The sequence below is a fragment of the Streptomyces sp. NPDC005151 genome (assembly GCF_053599875.1).
Genome location: NZ_JBSFYR010000076.1, coordinates 12,003 through 38,132, shown reverse-complemented (window position 1 = coordinate 38,132; position 26,130 = coordinate 12,003). Strand labels below are relative to the sequence as shown.

The following is a 26,130-nucleotide window of genomic DNA, read 5'->3' as shown; positions in this document are numbered from 1 at the left end:
AGTCCAAGCACACCTGCTCGAACTCCTCGGCATCGACGAAACCCGGCCCCGCTGGCTGGAGACCTAAAACCCCATGTGCGAAGTCACCGACTAGGTCGGCCTTGGCGATGCGCACGGTCGCCTCCGAGCCGCCCTTGGTCTCCGGATCGGCGGGCAGGCAGGTGCGGATGGTCATGCCGTAGTGCCGGGCGACCTCGACGATCTCGGGGTTGCGCACCGCGATCCCGGCGATGTGGCCGGTGCTGACCGTCTTCTCATTGTCGGTCAGCGCGTAGGCCGGCACTCCGCCGATCCGGCGCAAGGTGGCGTCCAGACAGGCGGTGATCGTGGGCAGCGTCTTGTCCCAGACCGGGATCACGACCCGGAAACGGGACCAGGCCAGCCACACGCACCACAGCGAGGTCCGCCGCCCGCCGATCTGCGGGCCCTCGCCCCAGTCCCACTGCAGCCAGAGCGCAGGCTCAGTGATCCAGGGCCGGTAGACGCGTCGCTGACCGGCCCTGAACTGGGCCTTTGCCTCGGCGACGGTGCGGCGGGTGGTGCGTTCCCCGCCGACGAAGCCCATCGCCGCTTGTGGACCACGTCAGCACGGATCCGGCCGTTCGAGCGGACCACCAGCTCCTCGATCTTCGGCAGGAAGGCGTCGATCGCCCGGTCCCGGTGCCTGCGGGCGGAAGAACGCGGCGAACGCCTTGTCGAGCCGCCGCAAGGTGGCCTGCTGCGAGGAGAACGACCAACGGCCCTGACGCTCCGGATCGAACGCCCGGATCTCCTTGAGCTGCGCCGACTGCTGCCCGTACGTGACGCTCGTCTTCGACACATGCCGGTAGGCGTCACGGCGTTCCTGCAACGCCCCGTTGTAGAGGACAGTGATCGGCAAGCATCGCCATGAGCGCGGCAGCCTGCCCCACAGTAGGCCGGAGAAGGAACTTGTATGCGCGGTGCACGTCAGCCCTCCTCCTCCCCCTTCTGCTTCTTGCTCCAGGGGCGTTCCCACTGGGTGTTGATGTACTTCTCCACCGTGTCGGCGCTGACCGCACCGGCCGAGGCAACGAAGAACGACGAAGACCACAGCGTGGGCATACTCGACTTGAGGTGCGGGAACTCCTCGCGCAGCACGCGGGAGGTGAAGCCCTTGAACTGGTTCGCGACGTATGACGCCGACGCCTTCGGCCCGTGCTTGATGAACAGGTGCACGTGGTCGGGCATCACCTCAAGGGCGATGATCTACCAGCCCTTCTCGGCGGCGTTCGCCTCGATCAGCTCCCGCAGACGTACCGCGACACGGCCGCCGAGGACCTGGCCGCGGTACTTCGGGCACCACACCACGTGCAGCCCCACGTCGTACACGCCACCGGAATACCGGCGAACCTTCCGCGCCACAGTCACAACGCACAATGTACAGACCGTGTCTGTCTAACCGTCACCGACAGCGGCGAAGAGAACTCCGGCGCTTCGCGCCTACGCTCCAAGGATTCGATTCCCCCACCGACTAAAGCCGGTGGTCCCCTCGAAAGAAGGTCTGATGGCCGAGTTCAGCATGCCTTCCCTGGGCGCGGACATGGATGCGGGGACGCTGGTCGAATGGCGGGTCGGCCCGGGCGACACCGTGGCGAAGGGGGATGTTGTCGCGGTCGTGGAAACGGCCAAATCAACCATCGAGGTCGAGTGCTTCGACTCGGGTACCGTCAGCAGTCTCCTGGTCGCGCCGGGTACCACCGTGCCGGTAGGCACGCCCATGGCGGTCATCGGCCCCGCGGCCGAGCCCTCAGCCCACACCGCCATGCAACAGCCGGCCGTGCCGTCTCCCGGCTCCCACCCCGCCTCCGTTTGCGAGGTCACTCCGGGCGATGAAGCCGCGTCGACTCCGTTGGTGAGGCACCTGGCCCGGCAGAAGGACATCGACCTGTCCACGGTGCACGGTTCGGGCAAGGGAGGCCAGATCACGCGCGCCGATGCCGAGAGGGCTGCATCTCGGCTGCCGCCGGATCCCGGCATCGCCGCTGGCCCGTCGGCTGGCGCAGTCTTGGACGTGGATCTGGGGACGGTCCGGGGGACCGGGCGGAACGGCACAGTCAGAGCCGACGACGTTCGTGCTGCGGCGGAGGATCGTGCACCCCGTACCCGCAGCCGCCGCCCACCTGTGGCAGGACCGCCGCCCGCACCGCCGGTCCGCCCGTCGGTCGGGTCCGGGCCCGCCCCCCGTGTGAGGGAACCGCACGTTCGGCGATCTCCGCGCTGATGACACGCGCCAACCGCGACATTCCCCACTACTACCTGTCCACGACGGTCGACCTCGCGGCCGCCACGACGTGGATGCTCGACCGGAACGCGAAGAGTCCCGTGGGGAACGGCTCGTGCCTGCCGCACTGATGCTGAAGTCCGTCGCTCTGGCCGCACGGGATGTCCCGGAGCTGAACGGCCACTGGAAGGATGATGGGTTCGTCCCGGCCAGTGATGTGCGGCTCGGCGTGGCCGTGTCCCTGCGCGGCGGTGGCCGGGCGGCACCCGCACTGGCAAACGCCGACAGCATGCTCCTGCCGGAGCTGATGGCGACCCTCAGGGATCTGGTTGCGCGGGCCCGCAGAGGGCGCCTGCGAGCCTCGGAGACCGCTGACCCCATGCTTACGGTGACGGACCTCGGCGACCAAGGCGTGGAGACCATCTTCGGGGTGATCTACTCACCGCAGGTAGCGCTCGTGGGACTGGGGTGTGTCGTCGAGCGTCCTGTGGCTGTGGACGGGATGCTCGCTGCGCACCCGACCGTGACCGCCACGCTCTCCGCCGATCACCGCGCGAGTGACGGCGCGACCGGCGCGCGCTTCCTGACGGCACTCGACCGACTGCTCCAACGACCGGAGGAACTGTGAACCACGACGAGGCGTTCGAATTGATCGAGCAAGTCCTGACAGACGTGGTGCCCGGCGCCGACCCAGCCCTTCTCTCACCGGACGAGAACTTCCGGATCAGTCTGGAGATGGATTCGCTGGACTTCCTCAACTTCATCGAGGCGCTGAGCGGGCGCACGGGCCTTTCCCTTCCCGAGACGGACTATCCCTCGCTGAACACACTGAAAGGCTGCGCGGACTACATCGCCTCGCACACGCCGACCGCTTAGGCGGGGCTGATCGGCCCCGCCAGGGGCCACATGGCCCCTCCTGCGCTCCTGCTCCGCAGGCCAGTCTGAGAACAGATCGCAGACGTGCAGCACACAGGAGGTTCCGCCATGCCGCGCCTCGTGACAGTCGGCGTCGACGGCTCCCCCGAGAGCCGTGCGGCCGCCGTATGGGCCGCCCAGGAGGCAACCTTGCGGGAGGTGCCACTGAGGCTCGTCCACGTCATCGACTGGCCCATCAGCCCAGCCGTCCCGCGACTGGCTCGCGAGACGGCCGACCGATGGGCCGATGAGGCACTCGCCGACACATTGGTGGACGTACGCCGTCGACACCCGCATCTGGAGATCACCACCCGGCGGCTCTCCGGCAGACCGGCCGGTGCCCTTGCCGTCGAAGCGGCCGATGCCGACCTGCTCGTCCTCGGTTCACGCGGCTTGGGCGGCTTGAAGGGATTCCTCGTCGGCGCGGTGGGCACAGCGACCCTCGTAGCCACCGAAACGCCCGTGGCCCTTGTACGGGCTGCGGATGAACCGGAGGGCACCGGGCCCACCCAATACGGCGAAATAGTCGTAGGTGTCGACATCCACGAAGCTCCCGACAAGGTTCTCGCCTTCGCTTTCGAAGAGGCCGCCCGTCACGGTTGTGCCTTGCGGGCTGTCCACGGCTGGACACTTCCTCCCGCCTACAGGTTCTTGCCATTCCTCGACTCCGACAGCGAACGGGAAGCCGGCCGGAAGGCCATGCAGATGCTCGCCGACCTGCTGCTGCCCTGGCGGCACAGATTCCCCGCGGTGAGCGTCAGCCGGACGGCGTTCATGGGGCCCGCGAGCAGTCAACTCGTCCACGCGGCTGCGGGCGCGGACCTCCTCGTCATCGGCAGGCACCTGCGCCACTCTCCCCTGGGCGCGCACCTCGGACCGGTGGCGCATGCCGTCCTGCATCACGCAGCCGCCCCCGTGGCCGTCATCGCCCACGACTGACGACCCAGCACGAAAGGTGAATCGAACCATGATGCACCGCACTGTGGCCGAAGTCATGACCTGGGACGTGGCCACCGCCAGCCCCGACGCGACGCTCAAGGCGGTCGCCGGGAGCCTCGCCCACAACGATGTCTCGGCCCTGCCCGTCGTGGATACGCACCGCCACCCCATCGGCATCGTCTCCGAAGCCGACCTGCTCCGCAGGCAAGCCGGTCTCCCGGACGCTGAAGGCCGTGATCAATTGCGCGGGACAGCGGCCGTGGACCGCCACACCATGGACGCCCGCACCGCCGGGGATCTGATGTCCGCTCCCGTGCTGACGGCCCGGCCGGAGTGGGGCATCGTCGAGACAGCCCGCTTCCTGCACGAGCGGGGTGAAAAACGTCTTCCGGTGATCGATGACACCGGCACGCTCGTGGGCATCGTCAGCCGCTCCGACCTGCTGCGCCACGACGACGCCATACACAATGAAATCGTCGACGAGGTACTGGGCCGCACTCTCCGCATGACGCCCGGGGGCGTGACAGTAACCGTCCAGGAAGGAGTCGTCACCCTGAGCGGCAGGGTGGAGGCGCGATCAACCATTCCGGTCATCGAACTTCTGCGCCTTTCCGTAGACGGCGTCGTCAGCGTCGACCAATCCCTCGAATACGCCGTGGACGATTTCACACCGAATCGTGTACGTCCACGTGTCCGACGGCATCGTCCACCTGAACGGCACCATCCCCGATCCGTCACTCAGTGACGTGCTGGTTCGGATCGCGCGCACGGTGCCGGGAGTCGTGGACGTGACGGCCCGGTTCGACGCCGAAGTTCCGGCGTGAAGGAGACGACCATGAGGCATCGCAGTGTCTCCGACCTCATGACGCCCACAGCTGTCAGCGTCCAGCGCGGCACGACGTTCAAGGAGATCGCCCGGCTCCTCGACGAGTTCGGTGTCACCGCCGTGCCTGTCGTGGACGAGAACGGATGCCCCGTGGGCGTCATTTCCGAAGCGGACCTGCTCCGCAGGCGCGACTCCGGGAGCGGCGTGAACGCCGCAGTCGACCTCATGAGCCACCCTGCGATCACCGCGGCGCCCGAGTGGAGCGCCGTCCGCGCCGCTCGTGTCATGGAGAAACACAAGGTCAAGAGGCTCCCCGTCGTCGACAGTGGAGGCCGGCTGATCGGGGTCCTGAGCCGCAGCGACCTCCTGCAACTCTTCCTGCGCAGGGATCACGCTATCGAGGAGGAGATCCTCGAAGACGTCCTGACCCACACGCTCCGGCTCAGTCCCTCGTCGCTGACCGTCGAGGTCGCCGACGGTCTCGTGACCCTCAGCGGCACCGTGAGCCGACACAGCCTCGTCCCCATCGTCCTGCGCCTGTGCCGGAGCGTCGACGGAGTCGTGGACGTGATCAATCGGCTCGACTACGAGCAGGACGACCTGCCGGTCGATGAACGAACGGACACCCAGCGACAGAGGACGACCTGACGCATCGGCACATACACGAGTTCATGGCCCGTGAGCTTCGTCGCCGTCCCGGGAACGTCACCTCCAGGCATTCACAGGAGACAAATCCGCTGACCGCAAGCAGCGCCTGTCCGAAGGAAGGCCATCATGAGCCAACGCATTGTCGTCGGCCTCGACGGATCCGCAGAAAGCATCGCGGCGGCCCATTGGGGTGCGCGGGAAGCGCTCCTTCGCGACGCGCCGCTGCACCTCGTCCATGCCGAAGAATGGTTTACGCCTCTCAGCATTCCTGCCGCCAGGTCCGATGCGCGCCGTCAGTGGGCGCAGGCCCTCCTCCGCGAGGCTTCTGAGAAGCTGCTGGAAAAACACCCCCAACTGGACATCAGCGCCGAATCGATCGACGGCCGGCCGTCCGACTCACTGGCCAGTGTCACAACAGGCGCGGGGATGCTGGTCCTCGGCTCCCGAGGACTGGGCACGCTCACGGGTTTCGTCCTCAGTTCCGTCGGCACGGCAGTCATCCACGCCGTGGAGGAGCCCGTCGTCCTGGTGCGAGCGACAGAGGATGCAGTGCCACACACCCGGGGAGAGCACTCGGACCGTGACGTGGTCGTGGGCATCGACACCGGCCGGCCGTGCGACGCCCTGCTCGCCTTCGCATTCGATGAGGCAGCACGGCGAAACTGCACACTCCATGCGCTGCACAGCTGGATGCTGCCCCCTCTGGCGGGGTCCGGGTCCGCGTACAACCCGGAGGTCAATGCGCAGATCGCCCAGAGCATGAACACCGGCCTGGGCGACATGCTGAAGCCCTGGCGGGACATGTACCCAACGGTCGGTCTCGACGCACAGGTGACCGTCGGACATGCCTCCGCCAAACTCCTGGAGACAGGCTCCGAAGCAGGCCTCGTAGTCGTCGGCCGCCGCATCCGCCGCTCCTCGATCGGTACACATATCGGTCCGATCACTCACGCGATCCTCCATCACTCCATCGCGCCCGTCGCCGTCGTCGCTCACGAATAGGGTTCCGCAGCGCCACGCCCCGAAGTCCGGCCCCTCCTCGCAGCCCGTGGCGTGCAGCCGTTCTGCCGATGTGCATCGGCCTCGGCGCCCTTCCGGCCATGGGAGGGCTCGGCGGCGCGTCAGGACCATGCGTGACACGGGATAACATCAGGGCATGTGTCAGCGCAGCCGGACTTCCGCGGCTGTCAGAACACACCGCAAGCGCTCCTCCCCGGATGTCCGGAAGCGCTGCATCGCCGTCACCTCTTCGGGAGGCGGAGTCCGGAAAAACGTCCGACGTCCACGATCGCTCCAAAAACGTCATCGCCCCTGTGCCGAGTGGGCCGTAACTGGGAGGGGCCGAACTGCCCATGGCCGGAGGCTCGGATCTGGTGGCCGCCGGACCACGACGACTTCGCGAAGCGCCATATGACGACGCCCAGCGCCGTTCCCGGATGAGGATCGCTCGAGAAGGACATCAGGGCTGCCCACTCGTCCTCCTTGTCGAAGAGACGATCGGGCTTCGCTGCGCACTCCGAGTCCACTGTCGAAGTCTGTTGCTGTCCGTGTAGGGCACTCACACCATGCACCTCCGGAACCAGCTCGGGCTATTTCATTCTCGGGCTCGTGGCCGTCGGGCGCACGCTGTGCCGGCCCTCGTTGTCGCGGCGGGCCGCGCGGAATCCGCAAGGGGTCAGCGCACGGGCAGACGGAACCAACGTTGGTCGCCGCCGTGCCCGTCATCGAAGGCGAGGGCCACGTCGTCGGCGTCGTTTCCGAAGCCGATCTGCTCCGCAAGGAGGAATTCCACGGGCACAGGATCGGCTTGATCGAGCAGATGTACCGCCCGGGCGACACCATCAAGGCCGGCGCGGTCCGGGCCGAGGAGCTGATGACGAGTCCCGCCATCACGGTGAAGCCCGAGGTGTCCCTCCCGCAGGCCGCCCGGCTGATGGCCGGCCAGCGCGTCAAGCGCCTCCCGGTCGTCGACGCCGACGGCAACCTCAAGGGCATCGTCAGCCGCGCCGATCTCCTCAAGGTCTTCCTGCGCTCCGACGACGAGCTCGCTCTCGAAATACGCCGCGAGGTCGTCAACCGGCTGTTCCCCGCCTCATCCGTGATAGTCAGCGTCACCTGGGGCGTGGCCACGCTCACCGGTCGTGTCCGCGACGCCACCCTCATCCCCGTCGCTGCCCGGCTCGCTCAGTCCGTGGAAGGCGTGGTCGGCGTGGAGTGCCGGCTCGAAGGAGTGGCATCCGACTGAGTCCGGGAACGGACTGCCCCCACCGAGGAGCCCATCCGGCCCGGTCGAGGGACGAACGGCCCATACGTACGGGCGACGGTCCGCTTCATGCTGAAGACATCGACCATTCCCGCTTCCCCGGGAGGCCCGCGATGCCCAGCAAACCGCTCGACGACACCACGTTGGCCGGCCTCGTCGCCGATGCCACCGCCGCCCCGTCCATGCACAACGCCCAGCCCTGGCAGTTCCGCTACGGACGTCGCAGCCACACCCTCACTCTCCTGGCGGACTTCGACCGTTCGATGCCGGAGGCCGACCCCTCGGCCCGAGCACTGCATGTGGGCTGCGGCGCGGCCCTGCTGAATCTGCGGGTGTCCGCCGCCCACCACGGCCTGGACGCGGTCACCGCACTGCTGCCCGACTCCTCGGCCTCGACCGTACTGGCCCACGTCCGGCTCGACGTCCGCCCCGACACCCCACGGAAGCCCGAGGACGAAGCCCTCGCCGCTCTCCACCCCGCGATACGGGAACGGCACACCAGCCGCTACCCGTTCGACGAACAGACGATCCCCGAGGACATCCGCGGGCGCCTCGCCGCCGCGGCCCGCACCGAAGGCGCGGACTTCGCGTTCCTGACCCCGACACATCTGGAGACCGTGCTCGAACTGATCCGGGACGCCGAGGGATACGACCGGCGCGATCCGGCACGCGAAGCCGAGCAACGGCGCTGGATCCGGGACACGAAGACCGAGGTGCCCGTCGACGGGATCCCGGACTACGCCTTCGGCCCCCGCGACGCGTCCGAACGGGCGACCGTTCGCGATTTCGCGGGCACCGCCGCCTTCGCGGGCCGGGCCCGCGTCCTGTTCGAGAACCGGCCCCAGCTCGCTCTGCTGAGCACCCCGGGCGACAGCCCGAAGGACTGGCTGCGCGCCGGTCAGGCCCTGGAACGCGTCCTGCTCACCGCCGCACTCCACACGGTGTCCACCTCGTTCGCCACCCAGCCCCTCGAATGGCCGGACCTGCGCTGGATCCTGCGCGACCCGGTCTTCGGCACGGGGCACCCACAGATGATCATCCGTCTGGGATACGGACCCGCAGGGCCGTCCACGCCGCGCCGCCCCCTGGACCAGGTACTGACGATCGAACCGTAGAAACGATCGAAAACCATCAGGAACCCGAGCAGGACAGGAAAGGCAGTAAAAGCTATGCAGGTCCCCATAGTCGTCGGAGTGGACGGGTCGGAAGGCAGTCTGCGCGCCCTGGACTGGGCGGCGGCGGAAGCGGCACGCTCACAACACCCCCTGTGCGTCGTTCACGCGTCGTTGTGGGAGCGCTACGAAGGCATGCGTCCCACCTTCGGCACCGAGCGTCCCGCCGAGCAGGTCCTCGCCGAGCATCTCGTCGCGTCCGCGCAGGAACGCGCGCGGCTCCTCCATGCGGACCTGGACGTGGTCGCCGATGTACAGCCCGAAGACCCGGTGAAGGCACTCGTGCACGAGAGTCACGAGGCAGCCATGGTCGTCCTCGGCTCCCGCGGCCGGGGCCGGATCGCCGGGATGCTCCTCGGATCCGTCAGCCTCGCCCTCGCGAACCGGTCGCATTGCCCGGTTGTCGTGATCCCGGCGATGGCACCGACCGCTCAGCCGAAGCCGGGCCGCGTCGTCGTCGGGATCGGCGATACCGAAAGGCCGACAGCAGCCGCCCGTTTCGCACTGGACCAGGCGGTATCGCGCCACGGCGAGCTGATCGCCGTACGGGCCTGGCGCTGCCCCGCCCACGAGGCTGCGGACCATCCGCTCCTCTCGCGCACACCGGCTTCCGCACACCGCCAGCGGGCCGAGGAGCACCTTGATGATGTCCTGGCGGTACTGGACCGGGCTGGCTCCGACGCCGCTGTCCACCGTTCCGTGGTGCAGGGACCCGTACACCAGATACTGATCGAGGCAGCCACCGGCGCAGAACTCCTGGTCGTCGGCGCACGCGGTGCCGGCGGACACCACGGGCTGCGCCTGGGTGCGGTGAACCACGCAGTTCTGCACTACGCGCCCTGTCCCGTGGCCGTGGTCCTGGACACCCGCTGAGCGCGATTCCGGTCCTCCGCGATACCGCCGCGCCAGCTCCTTGGCGGCCTCACTCCTCTGCGCCGACGAACCCTGCCCGCAGTGCATCGCAAAGCGTGTGAGCAAAAGCGCGTACCACCACCCTGCACACCCCGCACGGCTCGCGGCATGGGCTGAGCGGGGCGTGAGACCGGGCCGGTCGGCCCAAGCGCCATGCATCCCCAACGGCACACGATGGAGTGGACGAAGTGCACGCGGAACATTGGCGGGCCTGACGGACGGATCGGATCCCCCCGAAGGATGTGTGCGGCATGGTGCATGGAGAAAACCACTCATCGGACAGCAAGCCGGACAGAGCCCCGTCGGGAGACCTGGGCCGGCGGGTGACGATGCGCCGTGAGCAGCTCGGACTCAGCCGACAGGCAGTGGCCGAGCGGGCCGGTTCGGCACCCAGTTACGTCCAGTACGTCGAGGAGCGGCAGGCCACACCCGGCATAGGCTTTCTGCTGCGGCTGGCCCAAGCGCTGGAGACCACTGTGGACGAGCTGACCGGTAGCACGACGGAGCTGCCCCCGGGTATCGGCCGCGCCGGCTATCACACCGAGTTGCTCGAACTCGGCCCCCAGGAGTGCCGTCGGCTGCTGTCCACCCACGGCGTGGGCCGGATCGGTTTGACGACGGACGACGGGCCGGCCATCCTGCCGGTCAACTACGTCGTGGACGGTGACCGGGTCGCGTATCGCAGCGCCCACAACACGCTGCCCGCCACCGCCGCGGACCACCTGGTCGCCTTCGAAGTGGATCACATTGATGAAGCTCTGAGCCAAGGGTGGAGCGTCCTCCTCCTCGGTACGGCAGCAGCCGTCACCGATCCCGAAGCCGCGCGCAGGCTGGACGAACTCGCATACACCACGCCGTGGGCCGATGGCCGGCGGAATGAGTGGCTGACCATCACCCCCACACGCATGACCGGGCGCCGCATTCACGTGCTCGAGAGCCACGCTCCTCGGACCGGCGATGATCACCAGGGCAGTCACGGGGACGGCCCTCGATGATCAGTCCGGCACCCACTGGTTGAGCTGCAAAGAGGCGTGCCCACAGATCGCGGACTTCCGCCGTGTGCGTGGCCGGTTTCCGGCCGGGGTGACGGAGTTGGAGCCGGTGCCCGGGGTAGGTGGGCAGGTGGTGCTCGCGGCGGTGGACCGGCAGCTCGCCACCCTGACCCGCTGCCCCGAAGACCCGTATCGGTACGCGGTGTTGACAGTGAAACTGCCCGTCCGTCCCGACCCGGTTTCGCGTAAGGACTGGCATGAGGTACACGTCCGGTTCCGGCTGCCCGACCACATACCTGCCCATGCCGCACTGTGCGCACCGACGCTCCGCGTCCGCGAGAGCCGCCTCCTGCTCGACGTCCCGTACGCGGTCAGTGTGTCGAAGCCCCAGGGGACGGGGCATCGGGTGGCGGTCGCTTTCGACTGAGGCCTGAACACCCTGCTGACCGGCGGCACCCTCCGCCTCACCGACGAACCCCAGCCCCGCGCCCTGACCGACGGACAGCCCCTGTTCCTGCGGGTGAACGGTGTCCTCGCCAAGGCCGACCGGCTGCGCCTCCACGGGGAGCGGATCAGCGCGCGCATCGACCGCCTCCAGACCCTGATCGCCTCCCGCCGCGCCCGTGGGATCCGCCCGGACCCGTGGGTGACCGCAAAGCTCGCCGTCCTGGAACGGGAACGCCAGCGTGTCTCGAAGCGCCGGTCCCGGCTGAACGCGGGCCTGGCCAGGGCTGCGGCCCGGTTCATGGTCGATCACGCGGTGGCGGCCGGGGCGACGGTGATCTACCTGGAAGACCTGCGGGACATGGAAGCCCGCGGCAAGGGCCGCACCCTGAACCTGCGCCTGTCCCAGACAGTCCGCGGCCAGATCGTCACCCACACCCGACACCAGGCCGCGACGGCCGGGATCGCCGTGGTGATCGTCCCGCCACGCGGCACCTCCAAGTACTGCCCGCGCTGCCTGACCGCGTTCCGCCACCACAAGGCACCCGACGACCACACGTCGGGGTGGGCGTGGGCCACCTGCCCGAACCCCGCGTGCGCGTACAGCACGGGGCGGGACAACGCCGCCTGGCAACGCATCGGCGCCCGCGGCCTGCACCACCAGACCAAGACCAGCCTCGACCGCACCAGTAGCACCTTTGTGGTGCGCAGCGTGGTCGGGGTTCTGGACCTTCTGGTCCAGTATCAGAGGGCGGACCGCACCAAGAGCGGTCCCACCACAAGACGCCCGGTGCCCGGGAAGCGGCACCAGGTCCCCGCCCCACCCGGGTCCACACCGGGTGGAAAGCGTCCGGCGGGGCGGCACCCCACGCACCCGACCCACCGCACCCAGCGGCGACGAAGGCAACAGGAACCGACCACCATCGGCACCCCCACCCGGCACCAGCCGGACGGGGCACGACTCGGGGCAGGCTTCCACCGCCACGCCCACACCACCCCCACCCGGGGACAACCGAGTCATCTCCCGGGCGATCCCGCAACACCAGGATCACCCAGGAGACCCAAGCCAATCTGAGACGCTGCAAGGCGTACCGAGCGGACCCGGCCGGCATTTTCTGGGGTCCAGTAGGCCCAAGCCGGGGACGACCCGCACGGCGCAGGCTGGAGTCCTGAGCAGGTCGAGGAGGCGGTTTGCCACTTCGCCTGCGAAGAGAAGCGGCATGCCGCCGCCGATCGACGGCGGCACGCCTCCCAGGCGACCTGGAGTACTCAGCGGAAGGAAGTACCTGGCCATGACCCGGCACACCAGCACCGAGAAGTCACGCACCAAACAGTGGAGCGTGCGTCTGGACCTCTTCGAGGAAGGTGACCTCACCAAGGTTCATGCCGTCCTGGACACCGGTGACGGCACCCTTCGGAGCCGCACCTCCGCCCAGCGCAATCCTCACGACGCACCCGTCCCCGAGATCGGCGACGAGTACGCTGCCGGCCGGGCCCTGATCGATCTCGGCAATCAGCTGCTCCGCGCCGGAAGTACGGACGCCTCGACGAACGACCTCGCCGCCCCCGGGGTGAACGTCCGGCGTGGGTGACCGGACCCAAGCAGGGTGTGCCGTGGGCCACCGTCACGCAGACCGTGCCAGCGATACGGCTCGAACAACCAGGACCAGCCGAGCAGATCACCATCACCGAGGGTCTCCACGACTGCCGCGGACCGGCCCGGGACGTGGATGTCGAGCGCGACGAGCCCGGAACGGATGATCCAGAACCGGTCGGCGACGCCTCCCGCCTCGAAGATGCGGGTGCCACCGGGGAAGGAGACATCGCGGGCAGTCGCGACCAGCCGCTCGCGGTGGCCGAGCGACAGGGCGCCGAGAAAGCCGTGGCGGACGACGGTCATGCCGGGTTCTCCCCCGGCTCGTGCCCAGCAGCCTCCCGTTCCAGGTTGAGCGCGTGGGCCTCCTCGGTGATGTCGATGCCGACCGGGCACCACACGATGCGTCGTCCGCAACCGACGCACCCGGAGCTCCCGAATTGGTCGTACCAGGTGCCGAGATTGTGGGTGGCCCACTGCCGGTACCGGCTGCGCGAGGTGTCGCGGACCGGGCCCGTCCGACGCCTGGGGCGACAGCGCGGTGACTCGGCCTGCCTGGCGGCAAAGGTTGCGCCTTCATCCGACGGTGTAGGGCCGCATCATTTCGTTGTCTTCGTGTTCGAGCATGTGACAGTGCCAGACGTACCGGCCCGCCCGGTCGAATTTCGCCTTCAGCCTCGTCACGGCACCCGGGTAGGCGACTGCTGTGTCCTTGAACCCGCTCTCCCACGGCTCGGCAGGCCGGGTGGCACGGCCGGCCTGTTGCCGGTTGAGGACCTGGAACTGGACCTCGTGGATATGGATCGGGTGGGCATCCTTCGTGAGATTGTGAATCTCCCAGATCTCGGTCGCCCCCAGGGCCGGGTTCTCCGTGACGGGGTCGTCCCAGCGCATAGGCACAGCGGCTCCGTTTTGGTCCAGGGTGCCGAGCAGCATTTGCCGGGGGCCGACGTGCAGCAGCGACGCGGAGTTCTGCTCACTGAGGGAAAGCCGTCGGATGCGGCTCGCCTTCCCCAATGGCTCGAACGACGGAAGCGAAAGCTGGGAGGGTGGCACGGTCGTGTCCGGTGTGGTGAGCGCTTCGACCACGAGCTTCATGACCTGCCCGGTGGAGGCCGGGTCCGCCGGGGAGAAGTCCGTACCCGCCTTCCCGCCCTGGAATGCTTTGTCGGGGCCCTCGTTGATGAGATACAACTCGGTCCCGACCGGGAGCGACGCGAAGTCGACGATCACGTCGGCGCGCTCGGCGGGAGCGATGAGCACCTGGTCGCGCCGTACGGGCGTGGGGAGGAAGCCGCCTTCGCTGCCGATCTGCCAGAAGGGGAGGGCGCGGGTCGCGGGCCTGTGGGCGAGTGGGCGGGTGACGATCTTCAGGATCAGGTACCGCGAGTTGCATCCGTTCAGAAGCCGGAACCGGTAGCGACGCGGTTCGACTTGAAGGACCGGCCAGGTTCTCCCGTTGGTCACCATCGTGTTGCCGAAGAACTCGGGATTCCAGATCGGAGGGATGTCGCTGCCCGGGATGTAGGGGCCCCTGAATCCGTCGAAGGCAGCACGTCCGGCCGGGTAGAAGAGGCTGCCGTCGACGTGGAACGAGCGGTCCTGGATGGCGAGAGGGATCTCGTAATACTTCCGGCCGGGCGGATCACCGGGCCGGGGTGCGGGACCGGGCAACACTCCATCGGGAAGGTCCGCAGGTCCGCCTCGCAGAAGGTAGAACCCCGCCAGTCCGGCGTAGACATTCAGCCGCGTGACACCCAGTGCGTGATCGTGGAACCAGAAAGCCGAGGCTCTCTCCGCATTGGCATACTGGAACACGGCGTCCCCCCGGCCCCAGGCGTCGCCGAACCGGTCTTCGAACTTGTCCTTGAACTCCTCGTAGAACGAGCCGACTTCAGCGTATCCCGCGGGAAGGTCAAGCGCGTCCGGAAGGTACCAGGCTTCGGTGTAGCCGTCGCTCTCCTCCGAGTTCCGCCCGCCATGCAGGTGTGTCACGATCGGCACCGGGCCCGAGTACGGTCCGGGTGTCGAGCGGAATCCGGGACGTGAGTCCCGGGCCGACGCTCCGCCCGGAGGGTTCGCCCAGTGCAGTGTGGGGTCGACCGGCAGCAGGTGCGGCAGGTAACGGCCTTTGCGATCACGCAGCTGGTTCTTCCACCTCACCCGCACAGGCGTTCCGAAGCGGGCCTCGACGGTGAACGCGGGGTAGTGGAAGCTGCGCGGATGCAGAGTTGAGCCGTACCCCCACACGGTCGTCGCCGGCAGGCCGGAGGGCAGCACCTGCTGCTGGAACTGCCGCACGCCGATCACGTAGTGATCGATGCGATCAGCGGCGCCGCCCCCGGCCTGCGGCATGACGGGCGGGACGACGAGCGGCGTGACGTACTTGTCCACCTTTCCCGGATCCAGAAGGCCCCCACCGGCCGGCGCCCAGAGCCGCGGAGCCACGTAACCGGCCGGAATGAGCGCGAGCATTCCGCCGGCCGCTGCCTGCACTACACGCCGCCTCGTGACCACCCGCGCACTCCAGCACTCGTCGGGCTGAATCCAGCCCTGCCGTCTGCTCCAGCTCTGCTCATCGGTGCCCCGAGACCGTCAACAAGTACCGGGCATCATCAGGTTGCCGCAGACGGTAAATCAGTGCGTTGCTGGATTACTCCGGATGAGGAATCTCCCGACCACCGCCGACGGCAGCCAAGTCGCCGCCGGCGGATCCGGACGCGCTGGGCACGCAGAGACAGACAATGGCCGGATCTCCCAGCGGCCGGTTGGGCGCGATCCCTACTGCGGGACGGGCCGTGCCTCGCCGGCGCGGCGTGGCTTGGAGCAACATGACATGCAGCGGGCACCTGAAGCCATGGACATCACCTGGTGTGGTCAGTGGTGTGCGGCGGGCGCCGAGTCGGTGGTCTGCCGGACTGCCGGGTCGGCTTTCGGACGGGTATCGCGAGCAGGGGTACGGCGAGGCAGGCGGCCGTCGCGGCGAGCGCGAGTCCGGCCCGTACGCCGTTGTCGGCTCCGGCCAGCCCCCAGGCCGCGGTGGCCAGGGCCGGGCCGAGGGTGAAGCCGAGGTTGCGGGCGAGCTGCACGGCGGAGCCGACGGTCGCGGTGCGGTCCGGCCCTACGGCGCCCATGACCAGGGCCTGGGTCGGGCCGCCGTAGGGCCGGGGCCCCGATCAGAGACGTGACGACACCGACCGGCAGCTCCTGCGTGTCCATCGCCGTACGGCAGACGATGTCGACCACCACCAGGAGCAGCGCTCCGAAGAGGGTGGAGAGGGGCAGCAGGCGCCGGTGGTCGCCGCCGACGACCAGGCGGCAGACGTGCGGCACCATCAGGGCGACGAAGGCGATCGCGCCGGACATCTACTGCGGGGACCGGGACCGTGCGGAAAGTGCCTCGTCACACCCGGTCAGCGGCGTACGCGCGGCATCCCCAGGCCGATCCACGAGATGATTTCCCGCTGTATCTCGTTGTTGCCACCGCCGAAGGTGAAGATGACGGCGGACCGGTATCCCCGTTCGAGTTCGCCGTGCAGGACGGCGCCCGCCGAGCCTTCCTTGAGCGGTCCGACCGAGCCGAGGATCTGCATCAGCCAGGCGTAGGCGTCGCGGCGCGCCTCGGAGCCGTAGACCTTGACGGCGGAGGCGTCCTGCGGAGTGAGGGTGGAGCGCTGGACGGCGGAGACCATCTGCCAGTTGAGGAGCTTCATGGCGTCGAGCCGGGTGTGGGTCCGGGCGAGGAGGGCGCGGACCCAGCCGAGGTCGATGACCCGGCGCCCGTCGGCGAGCTCGGTGCCGGCGGCCCAGCGCTGCACGTCGTGGAGGGCGCGGATGGCCATGGTGCCGTGGGCGGCGAGGGTGACGCGCTCATGATTGAGCTGGTTGGTGATGAGCCGCCACCCCTTGTTCTCGTCGCCGACGCGGCGGGAGACGGGGACGCGGATGTTCTCGTAGTAGCTGGCGGTGGTGTCGTGCGAGGCGAGGGTGTTGATCAGGGTGCAGGAGTAGCCGGGATCGCTCGTGGGGACGAGCAGCATGGTGATGCCCTTGTGCGGCGGGGCGTCGGGATCGGTGCGGACGGCGAGCCAGACCCAGTCGGCGGTGTCGCCGTTGGTCGTCCAGATCTTCTGCCCGTTGACCACATACGTTCCCCCACTCTCGGCTTCGCTCGAGCGGGAGGTGCCCCCCTCGTCGCGTACGGCGCGGGTCTTGAGGGCCGCGAGATCGGTTCCCGCGTCGGGTTCGCTGTAGCCGATCGCGAAGTCGATCTCGCCTGACAGGATCTTCGGCAGGAAGTACGCCTTCTGTTCGTCCGTGCCGAACTGCATGATCGTCGGACCGACGGTGTTGAGTGCCATCAGGGGCAGCGGTACGCCCGCCTGGGCCGCCTCGTCGAAGAAGACGAACTGTTCCATCGGGGACAGGCCGCGTCCGCCGTACTCCGTGGGCCAGCCGACGCCGAGCCAGCTGTCGGTGCCGAGGCGTCGGATCGTCTCGCGGTAGAAGCGTTTCTGGGCGGTGGGGTCGTCGTACCTGGCGTAGGCGTTGTCAGGGACGAGTCCGGCGAAGTACGTGCGCAGCTCGGCGCGCAACTGCTGCTGCTCAGGCGTGTATTCGAGGTGCACGGCCCCTCCAGGAGTCTCGCGGTCGCGTCGCCCGTGTGCGGCGGCGCACACAGTAGAACGTGTTGCAAGAATCCGGAAGGGCCGCGGAGCCGCACCCGGGGTGTCAGCGCTTGACGGCGCGCAGCACGACGAACTTCGGGTCGCCGGCGACGGTGGCGCAGTTGCCGAAGATCCGGCGCAGCTGCGTGTGGTACCCGAGGTGCCGGTTGCCGACGACCCACAACTCGCCGCCCTGCCGCAGCACGGTCCGCGCCCCGTGGAACATGTTCCGGGCGGTGGCGTCGGTGGTCGCCAGGTGCGAGTGGAACGGTGGGTTGTTGAGCACCAGGTCCACGCTGCCCGGGGCCAGGTCCGCCGTCCCGTCACCGACCAGGAAGCGGGCTTCGGCGTCGGCGCCGACATTGGCACGGAAGGTCGCCTCGGCGGAGGCGACCGCCTGGTAGGACTCGTCGACGAAGGTGACCGCCGCTCCGGGGTTGGCGAGCGCGGCGGAGGTGCCGACGACCCCGTTGCCGCAGCCCAGGTCCACGACATGGTCGTGGCCGGTGCGCTCGGGAAGATGGTTCAGGAAGAAGCGGGTGCCGATGTCGAGGCGCTCGGCGCAGAAGATCCCGGCGTGGTTGACCACGGTCCGGCCGGAGACCGCGCCGACGTCGCCGGGCAGCTCGTACCGGTACGGCCAGGGGCTGGGGGTGCGGGCCAGGGCCGGGTCCGGGGTGCAGAAGATCAGCCGAGCCTTCTTCACCGCGAGCGAGGTGCGGGTGGGGCCGATGATCCGCTCGAACAGTTTGAGGGTGGAGGTGTGGATCTCCTTCACCATGCCGGTGCCGATGACGACGGTTCCGGCGTGCACAGCGGGCGCGAGCCGGTGCAGCTGATCCTCCAGAAGCGCGAGGCTCTTGGGAACCCGCACGAGAAGGACGTCGATCCGGTCCGGCGGGGTGTCCCTGGCCGACAGGAGGCGTACGGCGCCCTCGTCGTGGCCGTTGCGGACGAGGTTCGCCAGGGTCGCACGCTGGGCGAGGTACGAGTCGGTGATCTGTACGGGGCGGTGCCCGGCCAGCACCGTGCTCAGGGCGCCCCAGCGGTCGCCCACCACGACCACGGTGCCGGTCAGCCCGACCGGGGTCGCACCGTCGGTCCCCTCCAGCTGCCGGAGCAGATATTCGTCGGCAGCGTCCCAGGCGCGGAACGGGTCGCGCGGGTGCTCGGGGTAGCGGGCGAGCTCGTACTCGCCCTTTGACGTCGTCAAACGGTTCATTGTGCCTTCAGGCTAGCCGAGCGGCGGGGAGCGCCCACACACTCCCCGCCGCACCGGCCGCCCACTAAGGCAACTGCTTTTCGATTGCCGCCCGACCCTCTCGCGCCAGTCGGCGCTGTGCCCACTCCAGATTCTGCGGAGTCAGGTCCCGCCCGGAGACGAGCACCAAGTCCTCTGCCGACGCATTGTCGCTCCCGCCGGTGTGCAAGAGGCTGTCCGGGGTCACCCCCCGGGCCAGGGATGCGGATACGGATTCGGGGTCTTCGCTCATGCCGCCTCCTCGTCCTTGCGGCAATTCTCGCCCTGCGGCTCCAGGAGCGCATCCGAAGCGTCCTTGCCATCGACACCGAACTGCTCGTCCTCGGCGGTGTCGGTGGCCTCGGCGTCGGCCGACAGGGCGGCAGCCCTGGCCTTCAGGTGGGCGATTCGGCCTCGATCCGCTCTTCCTTGTCGACCAGTCGCCCGTAGCTCATGGCCTTGTGCTTGGACGCGTTCGCTTCCAGCTTCGTGACGTCCAGGGCGACGCGGCCCATTTTCACCAGGCCCAGCTTCTGCGCGAGGTGCAGGGACTGGAGGAACAGGCCGGCGAGCGCATCGAGGTGGCGGCGGCGGAACCGGGCGATCGCGAGCGGAAGTCCGGTTCCTGGTCGGCGGCCAGGAACCGGAACGCGACGTCGTCGACGCACTTGCGCTCGATCGCCCGGGAGGGGCGGACACCGGTCGTGCAGCCGTAGATCAGCAGGCGCACCATCAGCCGCGGGGCGCCACGCTCGCGGCGGCAGCCACCGGTCGGCACGGCCTGGAACGCCACGGCCTGGAGCGGCGAGGTCAGCGCGCCCGTTGTCCGCTCCTCGGCGCCCTCCCGTACGCCATCCGGCGTCGATGTCCGGGCGCGGAGCTCGGGAGCGCGGTCGTCCGAGGGGGGCTTCTGCCACACAACGAGAGCATGTCATCATCTGAAGACATCACCTGATGACATCGGTTCGTGGCGCTTTCTGTTCTCCCCGCTCCGACGCCGACTCCGACACTCGACCTTCGACAAGAGAGGGCGCGTCCATGCAGACCCCGACGGGCCGGCCGGCACTGCGCCAGAGGGCCCTGGTGCCCGTCCTGGTGTTCCTCGGCGCCGTGGTGGCCGTGATCAGCAGCCTCGGCGCCCCGCTGATCCCGACCATCGCCACCGTCGACCATGTCCCACTCGCCGAGGCCCAGTGGTCGCTGACCATCACCATGCTGGTCGGCGCTGTCGCCACCCCGGTGATGGGCCGGCTGGGTGACGGGCCGGGCCGCCGGACGGTGACGCTCGGCGCCGCCGCCGTGGTGGTCCTCGGCAGTGTGCTGGCCGCGCTGCCGCTCGGCTTCGGGTGGCTGGTGGTGGGGCGCGGGCTGCAGGGCGTCGGGCTGGGGCTGACCCCACTGGCCATCGCCACCGCCCGGGACGCTCTGCCCGCCGCGGCCTCCCGCTCGGCGGTCGCGCTGCTCTCGATCACCACCGTCGCCGGAGTCGGCCTCGGCTACCCGATCACCGGCCTGATCGCCGAATCCTTCGGCATCCACGCCGGCTTCTGGTTCGGCGCCGTGATCAGCGCCCTGGCCCTGGTGCTGGCCGCCCTGGTACTGCCCGCAACCACGCACCGCGAGCGGCGGCCGCTGGACATACCGGGTGCGGTGCTGCTCGGCCTGCTGCTCGTCGGGCTGCTGCTGGTACTCAGCGAAGGGGAGACCTGGGGCTGGGCCAGCACCCGCCTGTGGGCGGTGGCGGCCGCAACGGTGCTGCTGCTCGCCGGCTGGATCCGGCATGAGCTGCGCACCAGGCATCCGCTCGTAGAGCTGCGCACGCTGACCAACCGGTCGGTGCTCACCGCCGACGTGGCCGGCCTGGTCGCGGGCGTCGGGATGTACCTGCTGATGTCGCTGGTGATCCGTTACGTGCAGACCCCCGCCGACACCGGCTACGGCCTGGGCGCCTCGGTGGTGGTCGCGGGTCTCGTGCTGCTGCCGTTCTCGGTGCTCACCGTGCTGTCCAGCAAGGTGGTCCCGGTGCTCGTCCGGCGCACCTCCACGGCTCTGGTGCTGCCGCTGGCCTGCGCGGTCTCGCTGGTCTCGCTGCTGCTCTTCCTCTTCGCCCGCGACCGCCTGTGGGAACTGCTGGTGGTGATGGCGATCGCCGGACTCGGCATCGGCTGCATCTTCGCCGTGATGCCGGGACTGATTCTCGGCGCGGTGCCCGCCGGCGAGGTCGGCAGTGCGGTCAGCTTCAACCAGGTGCTGCGCTACGTGGGCTTCTCCACCGGCAGCGCGCTGTGCGGCGCCGTGCTCCAGGCGCACACCGGGCGCGGGCAGCTGCTGCCCGCCGGCAGCGGCTACCGGGACGCCGCGCTGATCGGCTGCGCGGTATGGGTGTTGATCGGGCTGGTTACGATCGTCCTGCCGCGGCGCAGCGCCCCGGCGGCCGACCGGGCCAGCGCGGACGAGGAGCTGATGGTGGACGAGAGCATCGCGGATATCGCGCCCGGCGAGGACGAGGTGCCCCTCCAGCGGACCGGGGCCGAGCGGTGAGCGGGGCGTTCTTCGGGGCCGACGGGTCCGCCGCTGCCGCGGACGGCGCGCCGGAGCCCGTCCCGCCCCGGCGGCGCGACGCCGCCCGCAGCCGGGAACTGCTCATCCAGGCGGCGATGGAACTCTTCGCCGACCGGGGCTTCGAGCGCACCACCACCCGGGAGATCGGCGAGCGCGCGGGCGTGGACCCTGCGTTGATCGCCCGGTACTTCGGCGGCAAGACGCAGCTCTACCTGGCCGCTTTGCGGGTCGAGCAGGGTGACGCGGCGCCGGCCGACCTGCTGGACGAGGAGCGGCTGCGCAGCATGCTGGAGCGGTTCGCCCGGCGCGGTCCCGGACCGTCCTTCCACGCCGCGGTGCTGCCCGGCGACAACACCGAGGTGCAGCGGGCCGCCCGCACCTATCTCTACGAACGGCTGGTGCACCCTCTGCGCGACCGGTTCGCCGCCGAACAGGTGGACCGGCCGCAGCTGCGTGCCGAGCTCGCGGCGGCGGCCTTCGTCGGAGTGCTCCTGGCCCGCTCCAGCGGGGCGTTCAGCGAGCTCTCCGACGTGGAGGTCGAGGAGTTGCTGCCGCTGCTGCGCGACCTGTTGACCGCGAGCCTCCCGGCGCGGTGAGCCGACGGGCCGGTGCGGCCCGGTCGATTACCGGGTCCACCGCCACCGCGCCTGGTTCCGGCAGCCGACAGGCTAGGAGTGTGGGGCAGCAATCGACAACCCGCCTTCGGCTGGTGATCATTCGTGCCGGATGATCCCGGTATGCATGGTGGCGATGGGCTGTTCGAGGTCGAGTCGGTCGGGAAGAAGCGGCCGCAGGCTCGTGTGGCGGTGGACAAGCGGTTCCGGGCGTTCGACCCGCACCAGGTCCTGCTGCTGCCGCCGCCGTCGCTGGATGACTGGCTGCCCGAGGACCACCTGGCCCGGTTCGTCGCCGACCTGGTCGATGATGTGCTGGACCTAGGGCCGGTCCTGGCCGACTGCACCGAGAAGCGCGGCTACCCGCCGTACGACCCGCGGCTCCCCACTCATGCAGGGCCTCTTCTACTTCCGGATCCTGCCGAGCGCCTCCTGGGAGGTCCGCTTCTTCGGCGGAAACGCCCTCCTGTTCAGTGGTCGCCTCCTCATTGCCACCAGCCAGCTGCTGTCGCCCCGCCGAAGCCCCGACCCCGCTGATCCCTCAGGCGTCTAAGGGGTCGTTTTCTCCCGGTGTTTCATCCCGTTGATTGCGTTTCGTCCTGTGGTGTCGGGTCGCGCCAGGACACGGTGGTCACGCCGGGGGAACCTCAGTGAGGCGGCGGGTCATGAGGTCGGTCATGGCGAGGTGGATCATGGCTTCGGAGCGGGTGGGCAGGGTTTCGTAGTCGCGGGCGAGGCGGCGGTGGAGCATCAGCCATCCGTAGGTTCGCTCGACGGCCCATCGCTTCGGTATCGGGGTAAAGCCCCTGTTCCCGGGCTTGCGTTGGGTGGTTTTCATGTCGATTCCGAGGCGGGCGGCGTGTTCGACGAGGTGCCGGCGGTAGCCGCTGTCGACCCAGACCTTTTGGATCGTGGGGTGCTCGGCAGCCACCATGTCGATCAGGCGGGTGCCGGCGACGGAGTCCTGGACGCTCGCGACCGTGAGCAGGACCGCCAAAAGCAGCCCGAGTGTGTCCGTCACGATGCTTCTCTTCCTGCCGACGATCTTCTTGCCAGCGTCCGTGCCCTGGCTCGTGACGGGAACGCTGGTGGAAGTCTTCATGCTCTGCGCGTCGATCACGCACGCGGACGGCTGTGCGTTGCGGCCTTCGTGTTCACGCAGCCGGCTCCGCAGCAGCCCGCTGATCTGACTGAAATCCCCGTCTTCCCCCACTTCGGAGACGTCGACAACTGGGACGCCCAGGGCAAACCTGCTCAGTTGATCTCCCCACCCAATGCGTTCCGCCCCGGGCACTTTCGCCGTGGACGCGCCGTCTAGGGTGCGGGCATGATCTCGCATAGCTACCTCTCCGAACTCTTCTCGCTGGACGGCCGGGTCGCCGTGGTGACGGGCGGCAGTTCCGGCATTGGCCGAGCCATCGCCGGGGCTCTCGCGAGAGCGGGGGCGAGCGTGGTGATCGTGGCGCGCAAGGAGTCGGAACTGGCCGCCACGGTCGACGACCTGGCGGCGGAGGGCTGCCGGGCGGCCTGGGTGAGCGCCGACCTGAGCACCCGCGACGGGGTGCGCGCGGCGGCGGAGCAGGCAGCCGAGGTGTTCGGTGAGCCCGACATTCTCGTCAACAGCGCCGGGATCAACCTGCGGCCGCCGCTGGGCGAGCTGGGCAAGGATGTGTGGGACGCCACGATGGCGGTGAACCTGGAGGCGCCCTACTTGTTGGGCCAGCGGTTCGGGCCCGGCATGGCCGAGCGGGGCTTCGGGCGGATCATCCACATCACCTCCCAGCAGGCGCATCGGGCGTTCGTCCAGAGCGGCGTCTACGGGGTTTCCAAAGGGGCGCTGGAGTCGCTGGCCCGCTCTCAGGCGGAGGCGTGGTCGCCACACGGCGTCACCTGCAACACGCTGGTGCCCGGCTTCGTCATGACCCCGCTCAATGCGCGGTTGTCGTCCGACCCGGAGAAGGTGGCGGCGCTGGCCGCGCGCACGATGGTCGGGCGCAACGGCCTGGCCGAGGACTTCGCCGGAGCGGCGGTGTTCCTGGCCAGCCGCGCATCCGGCTACGTCACCGGGCAGGCGATCTTCGTCGACGGCGGGTTCTCCGTTCACTGAGCTCAACACCGCATGAAAACCGGACGAACTGGGGACCACGAGCAGAGCCGGGGATTTTGCGCGGTCGTCCCCGATTTCGGCGAGCACCCGGGCGCCGAGCTGAACGCCGAGGCCGGGGAAGCTGAGGTCCACCCGATGCCGGGCGCAGGCTGCTTCGACCAGCGAGCGTGAGCATTTTTTTCTGTCCCCGGAGCACTTCCCCGGGCAGGGGCAGCTCTGCCCGGACGTAGGTGTCCGGGTGCAGTCCCCCGCCGCTCATGCGGGGAGAAGTCCAGGGCGTTTGCGTTGCGGAGCTTGGCGAGGAGAACTTCGTGCAGCCGCGGCCACACTCCGGCCTCGGTCCACTCAGCCAGACGGTGCCAGCACGTCATGCCCGAGCCGAAGCCGAGTTCCTGCGGCAGATGTTTCCAGGAGATCCCGGTGTGCAGCACGAACAGAATGCCCTGGAAGACCAGCCGGTCCGGATCCTGCTTGCGCCCCGGGATGCCGGGTCCGCCGCTCCACCTCGGGCAGCAGCGGCTCGACCACCGCCCACGGATCGTCATCAACTTCCCTCGGCCTCGGCCGAGCCACCCCACACCCCCGGATCATCAGTCCCGGAGTGATCCAACCACCTCGAAGATCATTTCATTAGGAGTTCTTAGGGCGTGTCCAGGTCATGAGCAACGCGTTCGACGGCCTCGTCGCGTGAGGTGAACCGCTGGGGAGCCGTCAGGTCTTCGCCGGCGGACACTGCTGCCAAGTAGCCCGCCGGGTCGACCACCGCCGTCCGCCGGCCGCCCTCCGCGAGCCGCTCCAGTCCGGACCGCAGCATCGCCAGGGCCACGGTGTCGACCCCTGTCACCTGTCGCAGATCCAGCACCACGGACGCGGTCTCCTCCGTCCGCGACTCGTCGAGCGCGTGCAGCACCCGTTCCGCCGCGGTGAAGTCGAGCGCACCCTGCGCGGCGACGACGGCCACCTGCTCCCGCAGAGCACGCTCCTGCTCCCCCGTCGGGGCGGACGGCAGATCGTCGGCGGTGGTGGCCAGGGTGACGGTTGAACCGGCGAGTGCCGGGTTGTGCATCAGATGCAGACCGAGTCGCTCCGAGAGCGCCCCGAGTGCTCGGCGCCCGCGCACCGAAGTGCCGGTCGGATCGAGGGGCGGACTGTACGTCGCCAGGCCGAACCGGGCCGGTCCCGCGGCGATCAGACCACCCGACACCCCACTCTTGGCGGGCAGCCCCACCCGCAGCAGCCAGTCGCCCGAGGCGTCGTACATGCCGCACGTCGCCATCACGGCGAGCACCTGCGCGGCGACCGTTTCCTCGACGACCGCCTGACCGGTGAGCGGGTTCACCCCGCCGTGCGCGAGCGTCGCGGCCATAGCGGCGAGGTCCAGGGCCGTGACCCGCACCGCGCACTGCCGGAAGTAGGTCTCCACCGACGTCACCGGGTCGACGGGCAGCAGACCGGTGCTGCGGATCAGATAGGCGAGGGCGCGGTTGCGGTCGCCGGTGGCGACCTCGGAGGCGTACACCGCCTCGTCGACGTCCAGCTGCCGTCCGGCGAACCGGCTCAGGCAGTCCAGGATGCGGTCGAACCTCGGGGCGTCGGCGGTGTCCGGGATCAGCGCGGTGGTGACGATCGCACCGGCGTTGACCATGGCGTTGGCCGGCCGTCCGGTCGCCCGTTCCAGACTGATGGCGTTGAACGCCTCGCCGCTGGGCTCGGCGTTCACCCAGCGGCACACCTCGTCGAGTCCGAGGACGGACAGCGCGAGAGCATAGACGAATGGCTTCGAAACGGATTGCATGGTGAACGGGACGTCGGCCTCACCGGTGCTGTAGCGGTGGCCGTCCATGCTGATCAGCGCCAGCCCGAACGAGTCCGGGTCGGCCAGCGCCAACTGGGGGATGTAGTCGACGAGTTCCCCGACCCGCTCCCCCGCGAAGCGGCTGCGCAGTTCCCGCAGGACGTCCGTCACTGCATCGGCGGCGGCGCTCACCTCGCC

The 26,130-nt window shown here is 69.2% G+C and carries 26 protein-coding genes and 10 pseudogenes; 21 read left to right on the top strand and 15 right to left on the bottom strand.

The features are described 5' to 3' along the window. Window positions 1-88: 88 nt before the first annotated feature. The 3 pseudogenes from ACWD6R_RS30475 to tnpA form a co-directional block, all read right to left on the bottom strand. A pseudogene (locus ACWD6R_RS30475) lies at window positions 89-756 on the bottom strand (DDE-type integrase/transposase/recombinase); the annotation flags it as partial. Then, window positions 671-947: pseudogene (locus tag ACWD6R_RS30470) on the bottom strand (helix-turn-helix domain-containing protein); the annotation flags it as partial. The pseudogenes ACWD6R_RS30475 and ACWD6R_RS30470, both read right to left, overlap by 86 nt. Before the next feature lies 1 nt (window position 948). Then, window positions 949-1,383 (bottom strand): annotated as a pseudogene (gene tnpA, locus ACWD6R_RS30465) (IS200/IS605 family transposase). A gap of 142 nt (window positions 1,384-1,525) precedes the next feature. On the opposite strand from tnpA, the gene ACWD6R_RS30460 reads away from it, so the two are divergent. The 16 genes and pseudogenes from ACWD6R_RS30460 (at window position 1,526) to ACWD6R_RS30385 (ending at window position 12,945) form a co-directional block, all read left to right on the top strand. Next, window positions 1,526-2,242, top strand: coding sequence for a biotin/lipoyl-containing protein (locus ACWD6R_RS30460; protein WP_451821638.1), 717 nt, complete (start codon window positions 1,526-1,528; stop codon window positions 2,240-2,242). After that, window positions 2,242-2,373, top strand: coding sequence for a hypothetical protein (locus tag ACWD6R_RS30455; RefSeq protein ID WP_451821637.1), 132 nt, complete (start codon window positions 2,242-2,244; stop codon window positions 2,371-2,373). The genes ACWD6R_RS30460 and ACWD6R_RS30455 overlap by 1 nt, the downstream gene beginning before the upstream one ends. Beyond that, a complete protein-coding gene (locus ACWD6R_RS30450) occupies window positions 2,358-2,870 on the top strand; it encodes a 2-oxo acid dehydrogenase subunit E2 (protein WP_451821636.1) in 513 nt (170 codons plus the stop codon). Before ACWD6R_RS30455 ends, ACWD6R_RS30450 begins: the two co-directional genes overlap by 16 nt. Continuing rightward, a complete protein-coding gene (locus tag ACWD6R_RS30445; protein ID WP_451821635.1) occupies window positions 2,867-3,118 on the top strand; it encodes an acyl carrier protein in 252 nt (83 codons plus the stop codon). The genes ACWD6R_RS30450 and ACWD6R_RS30445 overlap by 4 nt, the downstream gene beginning before the upstream one ends. A gap of 108 nt (window positions 3,119-3,226) precedes the next feature. After that, a complete protein-coding gene (locus tag ACWD6R_RS30440) occupies window positions 3,227-4,096 on the top strand; it encodes a universal stress protein (RefSeq protein ID WP_451821634.1) in 870 nt (289 codons plus the stop codon). A gap of 43 nt (window positions 4,097-4,139) precedes the next feature. Beyond that, on the top strand, window positions 4,140-4,841 hold the full coding sequence (locus ACWD6R_RS30435) for a CBS domain-containing protein (protein WP_451821633.1): 702 nt from the start codon (window positions 4,140-4,142) through the stop codon (window positions 4,839-4,841). Continuing rightward, window positions 4,774-4,920 carry a BON domain-containing protein gene (locus tag ACWD6R_RS30430; protein ID WP_451821632.1) on the top strand — a complete coding sequence of 49 codons (147 nt, stop codon included), beginning with the start codon at window positions 4,774-4,776 and terminating at the stop codon, window positions 4,918-4,920. The genes ACWD6R_RS30435 and ACWD6R_RS30430 overlap by 68 nt, the downstream gene beginning before the upstream one ends. Before the next feature lie 11 nt (window positions 4,921-4,931). Next, on the top strand, window positions 4,932-5,570 hold the full coding sequence (locus ACWD6R_RS30425) for a CBS domain-containing protein (RefSeq protein ID WP_451821631.1): 639 nt from the start codon (window positions 4,932-4,934) through the stop codon (window positions 5,568-5,570). Between the two features lie 126 nt (window positions 5,571-5,696). Further along, the gene (locus tag ACWD6R_RS30420; protein WP_451821630.1) at window positions 5,697-6,572 is read left to right on the top strand and encodes a universal stress protein; all 876 of its coding nucleotides are present in this window, start codon (window positions 5,697-5,699) and stop codon (window positions 6,570-6,572) included. A gap of 703 nt (window positions 6,573-7,275) precedes the next feature. Beyond that, window positions 7,276-7,815, top strand: a pseudogene (locus ACWD6R_RS30415) (CBS domain-containing protein); the annotation flags it as partial. Window positions 7,816-7,946: 131 nt separating this feature from the next. Then, window positions 7,947-8,948, top strand: coding sequence for an Acg family FMN-binding oxidoreductase (locus ACWD6R_RS30410; RefSeq protein WP_451821629.1), 1,002 nt, complete (start codon window positions 7,947-7,949; stop codon window positions 8,946-8,948). Between the two features lie 54 nt (window positions 8,949-9,002). After that, entirely contained in the window at window positions 9,003-9,878 is an 876-nt protein-coding gene (locus ACWD6R_RS30405; protein ID WP_451821628.1) for a universal stress protein, read from the top strand. Window positions 9,879-10,168: 290 nt separating this feature from the next. Next, window positions 10,169-10,912 carry a helix-turn-helix domain-containing protein gene (locus ACWD6R_RS30400; RefSeq protein ID WP_451821627.1) on the top strand — a complete coding sequence of 248 codons (744 nt, stop codon included), beginning with the start codon at window positions 10,169-10,171 and terminating at the stop codon, window positions 10,910-10,912. A 106-nt stretch (window positions 10,913-11,018) separates the two neighbouring features. Continuing rightward, window positions 11,019-11,336 (top strand): hypothetical protein, encoded by a 318-nt coding sequence (locus ACWD6R_RS30395; RefSeq protein WP_451821626.1) that lies wholly within the window; start codon window positions 11,019-11,021, stop codon window positions 11,334-11,336. A gap of 93 nt (window positions 11,337-11,429) precedes the next feature. Next, window positions 11,430-12,428 carry a zinc ribbon domain-containing protein gene (locus ACWD6R_RS30390; protein ID WP_451821625.1) on the top strand — a complete coding sequence of 333 codons (999 nt, stop codon included), beginning with the start codon at window positions 11,430-11,432 and terminating at the stop codon, window positions 12,426-12,428. 217 nt (window positions 12,429-12,645) lie between these two features. Beyond that, on the top strand, window positions 12,646-12,945 hold the full coding sequence (locus tag ACWD6R_RS30385; protein WP_451821624.1) for a DUF1876 domain-containing protein: 300 nt from the start codon (window positions 12,646-12,648) through the stop codon (window positions 12,943-12,945). On the opposite strand, the gene ACWD6R_RS30380 is transcribed toward ACWD6R_RS30385, so the two are convergent. From ACWD6R_RS30380 to ACWD6R_RS30340, 9 genes and pseudogenes are all read right to left on the bottom strand, one after another. After that, complete coding sequence (locus ACWD6R_RS30380) at window positions 12,867-13,253, bottom strand: cyclic nucleotide-binding domain-containing protein (protein WP_451821623.1); 387 nt, start codon at window positions 13,251-13,253, stop codon at window positions 12,867-12,869. The two genes, ACWD6R_RS30385 and ACWD6R_RS30380, sit on opposite strands and share 79 nt — an antisense overlap. After that, window positions 13,250-13,462: pseudogene (locus tag ACWD6R_RS30375) on the bottom strand (4Fe-4S dicluster domain-containing protein); the annotation flags it as partial. The gene ACWD6R_RS30380 and the pseudogene ACWD6R_RS30375, both read right to left, overlap by 4 nt. 61 nt (window positions 13,463-13,523) lie before the next feature. Beyond that, window positions 13,524-15,443, bottom strand: a complete 1,920-nt coding sequence (locus ACWD6R_RS30370) for a multicopper oxidase family protein (protein WP_451821622.1) — start codon at window positions 15,441-15,443, stop codon at window positions 13,524-13,526. A 368-nt stretch (window positions 15,444-15,811) separates the two neighbouring features. After that, window positions 15,812-16,081 (bottom strand): hypothetical protein, encoded by a 270-nt coding sequence (locus tag ACWD6R_RS30365; RefSeq protein ID WP_451821640.1) that lies wholly within the window; start codon window positions 16,079-16,081, stop codon window positions 15,812-15,814. A gap of 25 nt (window positions 16,082-16,106) precedes the next feature. Then, window positions 16,107-16,313, bottom strand: a pseudogene (locus ACWD6R_RS30360) (iron chelate uptake ABC transporter family permease subunit); the annotation flags it as partial. A 47-nt stretch (window positions 16,314-16,360) separates the two neighbouring features. Then, entirely contained in the window at window positions 16,361-17,575 is a 1,215-nt protein-coding gene (locus tag ACWD6R_RS30355; protein ID WP_451821621.1) for an acyl-CoA dehydrogenase family protein, read from the bottom strand. Window positions 17,576-17,678: 103 nt separating this feature from the next. Then, complete coding sequence (locus tag ACWD6R_RS30350; protein ID WP_451821620.1) at window positions 17,679-18,836, bottom strand: methyltransferase; 1,158 nt, start codon at window positions 18,834-18,836, stop codon at window positions 17,679-17,681. Window positions 18,837-18,900: 64 nt separating this feature from the next. After that, window positions 18,901-19,107 (bottom strand): hypothetical protein, encoded by a 207-nt coding sequence (locus tag ACWD6R_RS30345; protein WP_451821619.1) that lies wholly within the window; start codon window positions 19,105-19,107, stop codon window positions 18,901-18,903. A 59-nt stretch (window positions 19,108-19,166) separates the two neighbouring features. Continuing rightward, window positions 19,167-19,596, bottom strand: a pseudogene (locus ACWD6R_RS30340) (transposase); the annotation flags it as partial. 296 nt (window positions 19,597-19,892) lie between these two features. On the opposite strand from ACWD6R_RS30340, the gene ACWD6R_RS30335 reads away from it, so the two are divergent. The 3 genes and pseudogenes from ACWD6R_RS30335 to ACWD6R_RS30325 all read left to right on the top strand — a co-directional run. Next, window positions 19,893-21,395: an MFS transporter gene (locus ACWD6R_RS30335; RefSeq protein WP_451821618.1), complete on the top strand. Its 1,503-nt coding sequence runs from the start codon at window positions 19,893-19,895 to the stop codon at window positions 21,393-21,395. Continuing rightward, on the top strand, window positions 21,392-22,012 hold the full coding sequence (locus ACWD6R_RS30330; RefSeq protein WP_451821617.1) for a helix-turn-helix domain-containing protein: 621 nt from the start codon (window positions 21,392-21,394) through the stop codon (window positions 22,010-22,012). Before ACWD6R_RS30335 ends, ACWD6R_RS30330 begins: the two co-directional genes overlap by 4 nt. Window positions 22,013-22,222: 210 nt before the next feature. Next, window positions 22,223-22,414, top strand: a pseudogene (locus tag ACWD6R_RS30325) (IS5/IS1182 family transposase); the annotation flags it as partial. A gap of 191 nt (window positions 22,415-22,605) precedes the next feature. Here the strand turns inward: ACWD6R_RS30325 and ACWD6R_RS30320 are convergent. Beyond that, window positions 22,606-23,237 (bottom strand): annotated as a pseudogene (locus ACWD6R_RS30320) (transposase); the annotation flags it as partial. 120 nt (window positions 23,238-23,357) lie between these two features. Here ACWD6R_RS30320 and ACWD6R_RS30315 point away from each other — a divergent pair. Both ACWD6R_RS30315 and ACWD6R_RS30310 read left to right on the top strand, forming a co-directional pair. After that, window positions 23,358-24,137, top strand: coding sequence for an SDR family NAD(P)-dependent oxidoreductase (locus ACWD6R_RS30315; RefSeq protein WP_451821616.1), 780 nt, complete (start codon window positions 23,358-23,360; stop codon window positions 24,135-24,137). 12 nt (window positions 24,138-24,149) lie between these two features. Continuing rightward, window positions 24,150-24,308, top strand: coding sequence for a hypothetical protein (locus ACWD6R_RS30310; protein ID WP_451821639.1), 159 nt, complete (start codon window positions 24,150-24,152; stop codon window positions 24,306-24,308). A 92-nt stretch (window positions 24,309-24,400) separates the two neighbouring features. Here the strand turns inward: ACWD6R_RS30310 and ACWD6R_RS30305 are convergent. Then, window positions 24,401-24,728, bottom strand: a pseudogene (locus ACWD6R_RS30305) (transposase); the annotation flags it as partial. 49 nt (window positions 24,729-24,777) lie between these two features. Next, the gene (glsA, locus tag ACWD6R_RS30300; protein WP_451821615.1) at window positions 24,778-26,124 is read right to left on the bottom strand and encodes a glutaminase A; all 1,347 of its coding nucleotides are present in this window, start codon (window positions 26,122-26,124) and stop codon (window positions 24,778-24,780) included. Between the last annotated feature and the right edge of the window lie 6 nt (window positions 26,125-26,130).